Here is a 12,107-nt window from a genome sequence, read left to right on the forward strand (position 1 = left end):
GACCGAACATGGCGGGTCTGGTAGTTAGTGGATACAAGTACTGTCTTCACCCTACCCCTGACACTGGTCCCTATCGGTGTCATGTTCGCTGAATTATTCCGCATGGGAAACCTTGCCTGGGTACAGACTCTTTGGTAAGGCTGAACCTGGAGGCGAGCGGGAAATGACCAGCAGCGGATCAGCGGCGGCCAGGCCAGATGAGGCCTGGGTCCAGGACACTCTTGCCAGATTGGGGCATTCACGCTTCCGGGCTGGTTTCTCCCTGTCGGCCAAGGATCGCGCCTACGCCCGCGCCAAGGGCAGGGATACCATCGACCGCCACGCTCATGAGATGCTGGCCAAGCGTGTGGGGCCTGCCCACCCGCTCAAGGACGGCAAGCAGACCCCCTACCGGGGGCATCCGGTTTTCACGGCACAGCATGCCACGGCCACCTGTTGCCGGGGGTGCATCGAGCGCTGGCACCACATTCCGCGAGGCCGGGCTTTGACAGATGCAGAGGTTGATGCCCTGGCCAGGCTGGTCATGGCCTGGATCGAGCGCGACCTGGTCAATCATCCGGCCAGTTCGGCCTGACAGCGCCCGCTACTTTTTGTTCTTGGCTCCGGAGCGGGGAATGCCCAGAAGTTTGCGTGTCTCGGCAACCAGCTTTTTCGGTGTCTTGCGCACGCCACTCTCTTCGGCATCCTTGATGATGGTCTTTACGTCCAGGTCGGGATTGCGGTCCTGTGTGGCCACCAGGTCGCGTGCCTCCTGTCGATTGAGCACAGTGGGCAAGGTGCCGGGCATAGGGCGCCGGGCGGTCTCCGCCAGGAAGAGCACGGTAACAAGACCGCAAGTCGAGGTGAACATGATCCAGTAGGCAGGTGCCAGGGACTTGCCGGTCGCGGTCACCAGCCCTTCCATGATGACAGGCGCGGTTCCGCCGAAGACGGCTACGGCCAGGTTGTACGACAGCCCCATGCCGCCGTAACGGGATGCGGTTGGGAAGAGAGCCGGCAGGGTGGATGCCAGGTTGGCCACGAAGAAGATGACTGGGATGGCCAGCAGGACCAGTCCGCCGAAGACGGCACCCGTGGTCTCATGCTCCAACAGTCGGAAAGCTGGCAGGGACAGGCACAGTCCAGTGAATGCTCCCATAAACAGCACCTTCTTGCGGCCAAAGCGGTCGGAAAGGGCTCCGGTGATGGGGATGCAGCAGGCCACCATGAGCAGGACCGGCAGGGAGAGCAGGTTGGCCTGGGCTGTGTTGTAGTGCAGGGTGCCCGACAGGTAGGTGGGCATGTAGGCGGTCAGGGTGTAACTCAGGGTATTGGCCGCGGCCACCAGGATGAAAGCCATGAGCAGTTCCCGCCAGTAGCCCCGGATCAGGTCCAGCAGGCTCTTGTGCTGGCTCTTGGTCTTCTCGTCGCTTGCATCCTGGGCCTGACGGAAGGCAGGGGTGTCCTGGACCTTGGCCCTGAAGTAGACCGCGATGGCAGCCAGCGGCAGGGCGATGATGAAGGGGATGCGCCAGCCCCAGGCCAGCATGGCTTCTGGGGAGATGGAGAACTCCAGGAGGGAGACCAAGGCTGCTCCGAAGGCGTAGCCCAGGTAGGATCCCACGTCCAGCAGGGAGGCGAAGAAGCCACGATGCCGGTCAGGGGAATATTCGGTGACCATGGTCGAGGCGCCTGCGTACTCGCCGCCTGTGGAGAAGCCCTGAATCAGCTTGAGCAGGATAAGCAAAATAGGCGCCAGCGGACCGACGGCAGCATAGCTGGGCAGAAGGCCGATCAGCAGGGTGGCTGCGGACATGCTAAGGAGGGTGAAGGCCAGAATGCGCTGGCGGCCGACCTTGTCGCCCAGCTGGCCCAGGACCACGCCGCCCAGCGGTCGGGCAACGAAAGTGACGGCGAAAACACCAAGAGAGAAGAGCCGCTGCACGGCATCGGATGCGTCGGACAGGAAGACACGGCCGATGGTCACCGCCAGGTAGCCGTAGACCCCCACGTCGTACCATTCCATGAAGTTGCCGACCACGGTGCCGGCGATGGCCCGCTTGAGGGTGGATCTATCCACTACGTTGATGTCGGTCAGATGCAGGCGCTCGCTCCAGCCCCGATGCGGTCTGGGGTTCTGCTTGCGGGCCTTGCGTTTTGCCGCGGCCTGCTGCTTCTTCAGTTGTTTCTGGCTTTGTTTCTCGCTGAGACCGTCATGCTTGGTCGAATTTGTTTCGTCTTGTACCATTATTCCTTCTCCGGCCATGGGGCCGTTGTACTACTCCGAGGTCTGTCTTCTGCCGCAGCGGTCTCCTCTCGAATGCTTTACAAAAATGTCATAAATGTACATTTTACCACAAGGCAATTTTTCTCCCAGTTCATTCTTTGCAGTGAGCTCGGGAGCGGCCGTGAGACATAACGTCGAATGATGGAGGGAAACGGTTAGATATTGACCAATATGCTTTTACATGTTGGGTTGGTTTCGCTTTCTAACCTCGGCAATCGAAAGCTGCTGATGCCAAGTCTGTCGGGGTGTGGATGCAATCGAGGGTTGGAGTAGTGATGTCTGGCGGTGGCTTGAATAGGTCATTCTCCATCCCAGGGTGGGAGGATGCGCGAGGGCCTTGGCCCGCTGATCCGATGGGTGATGGCCCTGGCCCCGGCCTTGATAATTGGTACATATTGCTCCAGACGTTGCTCGTCGGAGCCCATTACGATGCTTATGGCCGCTATGACAGCCCCGGTATGGCCGAAGATGGGGGATGCCACTGAATGGACCGATGCCTTGGGCGTCCTCAGAAGAGCCACTTGATGCTGGCGTATTTTCTCCAGGTCACGGCGGATCGCTTTGGAGGGAGGGCGTGGTGTCTGCCATGTGGGCCAAGTGAACTGTTCTTGATCCAGAATATCGTCGATTGTGTCTGGGTCGGCATAGGCCAGGAGAACCCTGCCAACGGCTGTGGGGACTACGGGCAGGCGGTCGCCGATATGGTAGTAGACCGGAATCCGAGGTCTCCCCTCTCGTCTGTCCAGGACCACCATCTCCTGGCCGTCTAGGGCTCCCAGCTGGATGTGCTCTTCAGTCATTCTTGACAGTTTGTCCAGGACCGGGGAGGCTGCCTCACGGATGTAGAGCATGGGTTGGGCGTATTGAGCGATCTCCATCAGCAAGGGGCCAATGGAGTAGGAGCCTGACCGGTCCCTGCTCAGAGCCTGGTGAGAGGTGAGTTCCTTTAGCAACCGGCTGGTGGTGCTGGCAGGTAGTCCAGTCCGGTGCATGATCTGGGTCAGTGTCAGTGAGGGCTGATCAGAGGTGAAGCAAGTCAATATGGCGAATGTGCGGTCAAGCACACCGCTGCGTGTAGATCTGCCGGAATAATGAGTTGCTGCCATAGCTCTAATATGCTCCCATATCCTTTACCGGCAACCATACGAAGATCTACTGGGTCAAACCAAGTCTTTTCCATTGAGTGGGAATCAACTTCATGCTCCCTTCACAGGACGAATAAAAACGGATGTGTACCCGGGTTGGATCAGATCTAGGGAGCTGGTGGCCAGGAAGCGACGATGCGAAGTAGCAACGGTGACCGGATCTGGATGCAGATTGCGGAGGGCATGCACCCGGGAAAGAAGTAAACGAGTTTTACAGTCCAAAGGAGGACTTGACATGAGTGAACCAGGCAGGAAGCCGGATCATGATCCAGGGTATCTACCTTCTGAGTATCCCGACCCGCGCAAGACCATCGCTTTAGTCCTGATTGCCGCAGTTGGTCTCTACATCATGTGCATGAGTCTGGGTACGGCGCTCTCCCTACGAGTAGCTTCAGTCATGCCGGACCGGAAAGATACGGTCTACAGCCGTATAACTTCGGTAGGTTCTCTGCTTATGCTCTTCTTCATTCCCTTGGTCGGAGGTCTCTCAGACAGGACGACAAGCAGATTCGGTCGCCGTCGGCCTTGGATTGTAGGTTGCCTCCTGGTCTGTCTCGCGGCGGCTGCAGTCGTGGGCCTTTCCACCAACGTCTGGATCATGGGGGTTGCCTATGTGATCGCTGTTGTTTTCATGCAGGCCGGGTTCAATGCTTACTCGGTCATCGCCGTGGAGGGAGTACCGGAGAATAGACGAGGAACAGTCATGGGGCTGATGGGACTCTTTGGGGCCCTTTCCTTTTCGGCAGGCACCTACCTCACGGGTGCCTTGGTGGGCAACGGCCTTCTGCTCATGACAGTGCCCGTACTGCTTGGTTTGCTCACCTCGATCCCTCTGCTTCTCCTATACCGTGACCCGGTTAAGAAGCGCAGCCAGGTGCCACCGCTCAGCCTGAAAAAACTCTTTGGTGGTTTCTTCGTCAACCCCCGCAAACATCCCAACTTCGGATGGACCTGGTTGGCGCGTTTCCTTGTCGGTCTGGCCATGGCTTCCATGCAGACCTACTTCGTCTACTACCTGATCTCCGGTCTGCGCGTCCCCCTCAACCAAGTGGGGAGCAAGGCCGGACTGCTTACTCTGTGCTCGGCGCCAATATCGGTTATTTTCTTCTCGTGTTCCGGATTTCTGACCGATCGTCTGGGCCGGAAGAAGCCCTTTGTCATTCTGGCCGCCATCATAATGGCTGGTGCTCTCTGCTTGGGCGGGACATCCCATAGCTTCACTCAATTCCTGATTGCTTGGGAGATCTTCTGCGTGGGGCAGGCCATGTATCTGACCGTGGATCTGGCCCTTTGCGCCGCCGTCCTGCCTGAGAGCAAGGATGCTGGCAAGGATATGGGTGTCTTCGCACTGGCTCTGAACGGGGCCAACGTTCTGGTGCCCGCCGTCGCCCCTATTGTCATCAACAGCGCCGGTGGGAACAATTACCCGCTGCTTTGGTTCATCGGTGCAGTGCTCAGTCTCTGCAGTGTAGTCATAATGCCCCTCATCAGGGGAATCAAATAGGAAGGGGAAGGGTGCATGACCATGGCAGCAGTGACCGTCGGCAAGGTTGGTTTTGGGCAACACCCCGTTGCTGATCGGGTCATAGGATATGAGGATCGGAGGCCCTCTCTTTCGTGGAGGATTCTTTCAGCTCCTCACGGCTGGGAGCAGCATCGAGCTCAGGTTGAGATCGTCCAGGGTGGGCAGCCACCTCAGATTCACGACTTTGAAGGAGCGGCTCAGATTTGCCTGCCTTGGCCTGGCACCCCTTTGAAGTCGCGTCAGTGCGCCCGTGTTCGAGTTCGGGTTGCAGGAGAAGACGGTAACTGGTCCTCCTGGTCCGACCCAACTCTGGTGGAGACCGGACTGCTCAGCAATGAGGACTGGTCGGGTTCACCGATTGAGCCTGATCCGGGTGTTGGCCGGGAAGATCCAGCGCCTATCATGGTGCGGTCTTTTACCGTGGGTCAGGGGTGTGATCTGGGTCGCCTGGATTTGACGGCGGGGGGTATTTTCATCCCCTATCTGGATGGATGTCGTATTGGTTGCGATGAGTTGACGCCCGGTTGGACTGATTACAGAAAACGCATGAATGCTCTGACCTACGATCTGACACAGGTGCTTGCTCCGGGTCGGCACGAACTTGCAGTCATCTTGGGCAACGGGTGGTACCGTGGTCAACTCACCTGGACCTGCCGAACCGAAGTCTATGGGAAGAATCTCTGGCTTCTGGCCAATCTATTCTGGCGGGACCAGGATGGGGAGCACAGGCTTGCCACCGATCAGGATTGGACGTGGAGGTCTTCGCCCATTCTGGCGAATGACCTCTATGACGGGCAAACCCGGGACATGCGCGTCCCACTGCTCAATCAGGGGGGACAGACCCACCCGGTTCGGGCCTTGCCGATGCCGGCGGCGCGGATCAGACCACAGGAGGCACCGTCCGCGAGGATTCTTGATCGCTTACCAGGCCTGGAGATCATCACAACCCCATCCGGAGGGAAAATTGTGGATTTCGGCCAGAACGTGTCCGGCTGGGTCCGCATGCACATCAGGCACGGGCAACTTGGGCAGGAAGTGATCCTCCGCCATGCCGAGGTTCTTGAAAAAGGTGAACTAGGTACTCGTCCTCTTCGCAACGCGAAGGCGACAGATCGTTTCATCCTCTCCGGAGGCGAGGAAGACCTGGAGCCCCTCTTCACCCAGCATGGTTTCCGTTATGTTCAGGTGGAGGGTGTGGAGGATTTTCGAGCTCAGGATCTGGAAGCCTGTCTGGTCTCAGCCGAGATGAAGCCTCTGGCAACTTTCAAGTCCTCGCGAGCCGAGCTGGATCGGCTTTTCCAGAACGCCCGCTGGTCCACTATGGACAACTTCATCGTGCTTCCCACTGATTGCCCCCAGCGTGATGAGCGCCTGGGCTGGACTGGCGATATTGCCATGTTCGCTCCAACGGCACTCGCCCTCTTCCGTGCCGGAGGATTTCTGGCATCTTGGTTGGAGGATATGGCTGACACCCAGGCTTCTGACGGGGGGATCCCCGTAGTAGTGCCAGATGTTTTAGATGGACCCAAACTGACTTGTGGCTGGGGGGATGCGGCTGTACTTGTCCCTTGGGCGATCTATCAGGCTACAGGGGATAAGGCGGTATTGCGTCGCTTCCTGCCCATGATGGACCGGTTCGTAGACGGTGTCGAAGTCTATTGCGGGGGCTCCCGTCTCTGGCGTGGAGGCTTTCAGTTTGGTGATTGGCTGGATCCGGATGCACCGCCAGACAATCCCGGGGGTTCCAAAGCCGACCCGGATGTAGTGGCCACTGCGTACTTTGCTCATTCGGCCCGTCTGGTGGCTCGGGCGCATCAGGCCCTGGGAGAAGAGGACCAGGCTGATCACTACAGTCTGTTGGCCGACCAGGTGGCTCGTGCCTTCCGCGAAGAATACGCGACTGCCAACGGTGCAATTATTTCTGACTGTGCCTCGGTCTACGCCATGGCGCTGGTTTGGGACCTTCTGGAGACCCCAGACCAGCGTCAGGGTGCGGGTGATCGCCTGGCTGACATCATTCGGGTCAGCGGTTTCCGTATTTCCACCGGCTTCCTCGGCACACCCCTGGTATGCCCGGCCCTGGTTAAAAGTGGGCATCCACGCCTGGCCATTCGTCTCCTTCTGCAGGACCGGTGCCCCAGCTGGCTCTATCCAGTCACAATGGGAGCCACCACCATTTGGGAGCGGTGGGATTCCATGCTGCCCGACGGTTCAATCAACCCTGGGGAGATGACTTCGTTCAACCACTACGCTCTGGGTGCCATTGTCCATTGGATGCTTGAGGGTCTGGCCGGCCTGCAGATGCGCGAACCAGGTTGGAGGAAGGTCTGCGTATCTCCAGTTGTCGATCCCGCCATCGCCCATGTCGATATCAGTCAGGAGACGCCCTACGGGCTTATTCGATTGAATTGGGCGATCTGCGGCCAAATATTCCATCTGGAGCTGGAGATTCCTGTCGGCGTCCAGGCCTGTGTAGCTCTGCCGGGAGGGAGGGAAGAGACTTGCCGACATGGCCGGTATGCCTGGGACATTCCATTAGACCAGGTCTGCGGGCCATCGAGTCCGATCCGAACTATTCGCGACCTGATTGATTCGACCGTGTCCATGGATCGGTTGACCGAGGCTCTGAAGTTACCCGGATCGCCGGTTTATGTAGGTGATCAGGCGGATGTGGCCTTTACCAAAGCGGCTAAGCCGTGGTTGGATGCGGATCTGGACCGTTTGCCCGATGTCGCCTCCCAGCAGGGGTACGTTCCGGGAGCAGACGAGATAGAGCGGGTCTGCAGGAGCTTTCTGACTGGTCTTAAAAAACAAGATTTGTACACAAAGGAAAAGGAGTAATTACCATGACAGCAATCCTGCCTGATCATTTTCTGTGGGGGGCCTCTACGGCCGGCCATCAGGTGGACGGAGGTGACACCGCTGCCGATACCACCTTCCTGGAGAGCGTTTCTCCCTCGGTATTCAAGGAACCAGCCGGAGATGCCTGCAGGAGTTGGGAACGATGGGCCGACGATCTGGACTTGATTAAAGGGATGGGACTCAACTCCTACCGCTTCTCCGTCGAGTGGGCGCGGATTGAGCCCGAGGAGGGCAATGTCGACCAGGATGCCCTGGATCATTACGATCGTATGGTGGACGGGTGCCTGGAGCGCGGGATTGATCCTGCGATCACCCTCTGCCACTTCACGATTCCTAGCTGGTTCGCAGCCAAGGGAGGGTGGCTCAATCATGATGCTCCCGCCATGTTCGCCGATGAGTGCGTTCGTGTTCTGGACCGGATTGGGGACCGGGTGGCTTTGGCCGTCACATTCAATGAACCTGATTTGCCTAGGATTCTGGACAACGGGAGCTTGCCCCAGGAGGCGGTGGACCTTCAGCGCGCATGCATCAACGCGGCCACTAAGAAGGCCGGTGTGAAACAGTACCGTTCAGGCAATGTGGTCATCCCTGAAGAGGTGACCCAGTTGGAGTTCGGCCTCGTCCGCGCCCATCGTGCTGCCGTGCAGGCTGTGCGCTCGGTCTGTCCCGAACTGCCGGTGGGCCTCTCCCTGGCTGTAATTGACGAAAGCTATAGGACTGAGGAGGGTAAAAAGTTAGCCATGGCCAAGCGTCGGTCCTGCTATGGTCCTTGGGCTCAGGCCGTCCAGGGAGACGACTTCGTTGGCGTCCAGAACTATGAGCGTGAGATATTCGGCGACGATGGGCCCGTCCCAGCTCAGCCAGGCGAAGAGGTCAACGAGACCGGTACTGCCCTCCACCCCGAGTCGCTGGTCAATGCCGTCAATTACATCCATCATCTGACGGGCCTGCCTGTTGTTGTCACCGAGCATGGTGTTTCCACGCAGGATGATGAGCTGCGGTGCCGCTTCCTCAAAGCGTCCATACCGCCCTTGATTGAACTCGTCCGTGATGGTGTTCCGGTCCTCGGCTACTTCCACTGGTCGCTTCTGGACAACTATGAGTGGATCAGTGCCTTCGACGTTCACTTTGGCCTTTGCTCAGTGGACCGTGAGCACGGTACCTTCGATCGCACCCCCAAGAAGAGTGCCGGGGTTTACCGCGACATCGTGACCAACACTGTTATCTGAAACCAGGGTCCGACCGTACGACATGTTGTATGGCGGTTCGGAGATTTCTGATAGGTGACCCCAGCGGATTCCGTGAAAGGAGTTCGTTGGGGTCATTCGATTTTCGTCGGACTACAGTTCAGCGATCAATCGCTTGTCCTCTGGCCGACCGTCTGGATTGCCGTATTCCTGCCGTACCTTGTCAGGCCTTCAGGAAGTCAGGATCAGCAAAGGCGGGGTTGGGATAGGTGTAGAACCCTTCTCCCGAATCCTTGCCGGTCTTGCCCTCGTCCATCATCTTCTGGATCTTCTCCAGGAAGGGCTTGAAGTCAGGGTTGTCTCCCCGCTGTTCCTTGGTAATGTTGAAGGCGGTCCGCAGTCCCACAACGTCAAAGATGGCAAAGGGTCCCATGGGTGCGCCTGTTGCGATCATCCAGGTCTTGTCCACGGTCTCCGGATCCGCGATACCCTGACCCCAAAGGTAGGAGGCAGCCTCGAGCAGGGGGATGAGGAGGGTGTTCAGGACGTATCCAGGCTGTTCCTTCTTCAGGACGATGGGAACCATGCCGATCTCCTTGGCATAGTCCACGATTTCGTCGAAGACCTTGGGGTCGGTCTGATCGGTACCCATGATCTCAGCCGTGTTGTACAGCCAAACCTGGTTGGCGAAGTGCATGTTCAGGAACTTGTCCGGCCTGCCCGTGTCGGCTGCGAAGGTGCTGGGCACGTAGGTGGAGGAGTTGCTGGTGAAGATGGCGTCCTTGGGAGCCATCTTGGCCAGGTTCTGATAAAGGTCATGCTTGATCGAGGGCTTCTCCGGGACTGCTTCAATGACAAGGTCAGCGTCCTTGACGGCCTCGGCCATGTCGGCGGTGAAGGACATGTTGTTCAGTCCGGCGTCGAATTGCTCATCAGTGGCATTGATGTCGTGCTTGTAGGAATCGCGCAGGTTCTTGACGCGCTCCTCGGCGGCCGCCACAGCCTGGTCGTTGATGTCGTAGATCGTTACTTTCTTGCCCTTGAAGGCTGATTGATAGGCAATCTGGCTGCCAAGCACCCCGCCGCCGGCAACCGTGACATTATGAATGTTCGTCATAGAAACCTCTTTTCGTTGCAATGCATCCATCTTTGGATACTTATTCCATAATACCGGCAGTGCCTGGGATTATTCTGGGCGTTCCTATGTCGCTGAAAGGCTGGAATTACAGGAGGTATCAGGGCTTATTCGTCCGTTTAATTAATTGTGTGGAACACTGAGAATTTTGTCGCTTCGCTCACATGAATGTTATACGGCAGCCGTCGTCGCAGTGGGGTCGAGGGCTGCTATATTACGCAATCGGCCACCTGCATTCCTCGGTATCCGCAAGAGGGAAAAGTCACCGGACATCAAAAAAGACAGTCAGAGAATCTGGCAGAACTCGATGGTCTCCTGATTGGGGCCGATGATGTTGAAATAGCGGATTCCGCGCTGCCAGAAGGTGGGAATGGACTGGATGGAGTCCTCTCTGATCTTCAATCCCATCTCCAGGGCATGCTCGTAAGCGGCATCGATGTCTGGCGTATCCAGCGCCCAGTGGTTGATGGCCCCGGTACGCATGGGCGCAGGTTCGCCCTCCCAGGTTTCGATGGTCAAATGTCCCAGACGCAGGAAGGCGCAGCGGTTCTCCCCATTGGGGTAGATGCCGACCAGCTCGAACCCGAGTTTGTTGGTGTAGAAGTCGATGGTCTCGTCCAGATCACGGGCGATCATGCCCGAGTGCTGCAGGTCCTTGGCATAGTCCGACATTGGTCTCATGATGGCCGCTCCTTTGGTACCTTGATGCGCGATGCTTCCTGATATCTACTCTAGGCGATGGCCGTTCTGGCAGACGTGGATGCGTTCTGCGGTGCAGACATACGGCGAGGTGATAAACATGAATACACGTGATTTACCGCTGGAGAAGCAGCGGAAAGCTGCCTCATAGAGCGTCGTCGGTACACTAAGCAATATAGTGCGTATTTCTGTGCTGGCAGTTCACGGGAGTACGCAAGGCAGAGGACACAAATAATAGGGGTGTGAACACTGTGCGGAGTGGGCAAGGACGGAAACGGTCCGTATCCATTGTGGATGTGGCACGCGTGGCCGGCGTTTCCCATCAAACAGTATCTCGAGTGTTGAATGACCCTGGATCTGTGCGCCCAAAAACGTTGCAAGCGGTCAGAGCTGCCATACGGAAAACTGGATATCACCGTAATGAGAATGCCAGGGCTCTGAAGAGCTCGGTTTCTAATGGAATCGGTGTCCTCGCTTCGGACTCGCAGCAGTTTGGACCGGGTCAGCTCTTGTGGAATGTAGAAAAGGCTGCGGGTGAACAAGGGTATTTGGCAAAGATATCCCTGCTGAAAAACAACAATGACAATGATGTCCAACGAGCTGTCGGCAAGCTGCTTGAATACGATGTCTCGGCAATTATTGTGCTCTCAACAGAGACATGGATAGAGCCTGTCGTCAGAATGGTTGCTGACCTGCCCCTTGTCAGTATCGGGTCCTCCTGCGCCCAAGAAGGGCAATTCTCCGTGGTCGATACTGATCAGCAACAGGGTGTGCGCACTTTGTTGGATCATCTGGTGGCTCAAGGGGCACGACGCATCGACCACCTTTCTGGTCCCCACGGATGGTATTCGTCTGAAGCCCGTTTAGAGGAGTGGATGCAGGCATCATCGCGTTACGCACTGACAGCGGGCCGTGTTTATCGAGGTGATTGGAGCGAGGAGTCGGGCTATCGCGTTGGTCTTGATATGGCCGATGACCTGCCGGATGCCGTCTTCTCGGCAAATGATCAAATGGCCATAGGGCTTATCAGAGCTTTTTGTGATCGTGGATTGCGTGTGCCTGATGATGTGATGGTGGCCGGTTTCGATGGTGTTCCTATGGGGGCTTATACGATTCCATCCCTGACCACCGTTCAGCAGGATTTTGATGCGCTCAGCAGTCGGGCGGTCTCACGTGCGATCGACATGATTCATGGAGCAAGCGTCAAGAAATTACTGATGCAGCCTCGACTGATCATCCGGGAGTCGAGTAGCAGATAACGTTCCGGCGTCTTCGCATGCGTTTGACA

9 protein-coding genes are annotated in these 12,107 nt (G+C 57.4%); 5 read left to right on the plus strand and 4 right to left on the minus strand.

What is annotated here, in order from left to right; all coding sequences use genetic code 11:
* Nucleotides 1-163 precede the first annotated feature (163 nt).
* On the plus strand, nucleotides 164-574 hold the full coding sequence (locus CI603_RS01895; RefSeq protein ID WP_121912822.1) for a DUF4186 domain-containing protein: 411 nt from the start codon (nucleotides 164-166) through the stop codon (nucleotides 572-574).
* Between the two features lie 9 nt (nucleotides 575-583).
* Here CI603_RS01895 and CI603_RS01900 read toward each other — a convergent pair whose 3' ends face one another.
* On the minus strand, nucleotides 584-2,227 hold the full coding sequence (locus CI603_RS01900; protein ID WP_121912823.1) for an MFS transporter: 1,644 nt from the start codon (nucleotides 2,225-2,227) through the stop codon (nucleotides 584-586).
* Between the two features lie 338 nt (nucleotides 2,228-2,565).
* Nucleotides 2,566-3,372 (minus strand): IclR family transcriptional regulator, encoded by an 807-nt coding sequence (locus CI603_RS01905; RefSeq protein ID WP_121912824.1) that lies wholly within the window; start codon nucleotides 3,370-3,372, stop codon nucleotides 2,566-2,568.
* A 274-nt stretch (nucleotides 3,373-3,646) separates the two neighbouring features.
* Between CI603_RS01905 and CI603_RS01910 the strand changes: the two genes are divergently transcribed.
* Genes CI603_RS01910 through CI603_RS01920 form a run of 3 tightly spaced genes read left to right on the plus strand, consistent with a single transcriptional unit; the run spans nucleotide 3,647 to nucleotide 9,027 of the window.
* Nucleotides 3,647-4,915, plus strand: coding sequence for an MFS transporter (locus CI603_RS01910; protein ID WP_121912825.1), 1,269 nt, complete (start codon nucleotides 3,647-3,649; stop codon nucleotides 4,913-4,915).
* Between the two features lie 15 nt (nucleotides 4,916-4,930).
* The gene (locus tag CI603_RS01915; RefSeq protein WP_121912826.1) at nucleotides 4,931-7,777 is read left to right on the plus strand and encodes an alpha-L-rhamnosidase; all 2,847 of its coding nucleotides are present in this window, start codon (nucleotides 4,931-4,933) and stop codon (nucleotides 7,775-7,777) included.
* A gap of 5 nt (nucleotides 7,778-7,782) precedes the next feature.
* Nucleotides 7,783-9,027 (plus strand): glycoside hydrolase family 1 protein, encoded by a 1,245-nt coding sequence (locus CI603_RS01920; protein WP_121912827.1) that lies wholly within the window; start codon nucleotides 7,783-7,785, stop codon nucleotides 9,025-9,027.
* Between the two features lie 181 nt (nucleotides 9,028-9,208).
* Here CI603_RS01920 and CI603_RS01925 read toward each other — a convergent pair whose 3' ends face one another.
* On the minus strand, nucleotides 9,209-10,102 hold the full coding sequence (locus CI603_RS01925; protein ID WP_121912828.1) for a 3-hydroxyacyl-CoA dehydrogenase: 894 nt from the start codon (nucleotides 10,100-10,102) through the stop codon (nucleotides 9,209-9,211).
* A gap of 303 nt (nucleotides 10,103-10,405) precedes the next feature.
* On the minus strand, nucleotides 10,406-10,801 hold the full coding sequence (locus tag CI603_RS01930) for a VOC family protein (protein ID WP_110425957.1): 396 nt from the start codon (nucleotides 10,799-10,801) through the stop codon (nucleotides 10,406-10,408).
* A 314-nt stretch (nucleotides 10,802-11,115) separates the two neighbouring features.
* Here CI603_RS01930 and CI603_RS01935 point away from each other — a divergent pair, with 314 nt between their 5' ends.
* Nucleotides 11,116-12,078 (plus strand): substrate-binding domain-containing protein, encoded by a 963-nt coding sequence (locus CI603_RS01935; protein ID WP_259465449.1) that lies wholly within the window; start codon nucleotides 11,116-11,118, stop codon nucleotides 12,076-12,078.
* The last annotated feature ends 29 nt before the right edge of the window (nucleotides 12,079-12,107 follow it).

The sequence above is a fragment of the Bifidobacterium sp. wkB338 genome, assembly GCF_003688325.1.
In the GTDB taxonomy this organism is placed as follows: domain Bacteria; phylum Actinomycetota; class Actinomycetes; order Actinomycetales; family Bifidobacteriaceae; genus Bombiscardovia; species Bombiscardovia polysaccharolytica.

What these genes read in the sequence shown, in the direction of transcription:
- CI603_RS01895 (WP_121912822.1), top strand. Translation starts at nt 164, where the DNA reads ATGACCAGCAGCGGATCAGCGGCGGCCAGGCCAGATGAGGCCTGGGTC.
- CI603_RS01900 (WP_121912823.1), bottom strand. Translation starts at nt 2,227, where the DNA reads ATGGTACAAGACGAAACAAATTCGACCAAGCATGACGGTCTCAGCGAG.
- CI603_RS01905 (WP_121912824.1), bottom strand. Translation starts at nt 3,372, where the DNA reads ATGGCAGCAACTCATTATTCCGGCAGATCTACACGCAGCGGTGTGCTT.
- CI603_RS01910 (WP_121912825.1), top strand. Translation starts at nt 3,647, where the DNA reads ATGAGTGAACCAGGCAGGAAGCCGGATCATGATCCAGGGTATCTACCT.
- CI603_RS01915 (WP_121912826.1), top strand. Translation starts at nt 4,931, where the DNA reads ATGACCATGGCAGCAGTGACCGTCGGCAAGGTTGGTTTTGGGCAACAC.
- CI603_RS01920 (WP_121912827.1), top strand. Translation starts at nt 7,783, where the DNA reads ATGACAGCAATCCTGCCTGATCATTTTCTGTGGGGGGCCTCTACGGCC.
- CI603_RS01925 (WP_121912828.1), bottom strand. Translation starts at nt 10,102, where the DNA reads ATGACGAACATTCATAATGTCACGGTTGCCGGCGGCGGGGTGCTTGGC.
- CI603_RS01930 (WP_110425957.1), bottom strand. Translation starts at nt 10,801, where the DNA reads ATGAGACCAATGTCGGACTATGCCAAGGACCTGCAGCACTCGGGCATG.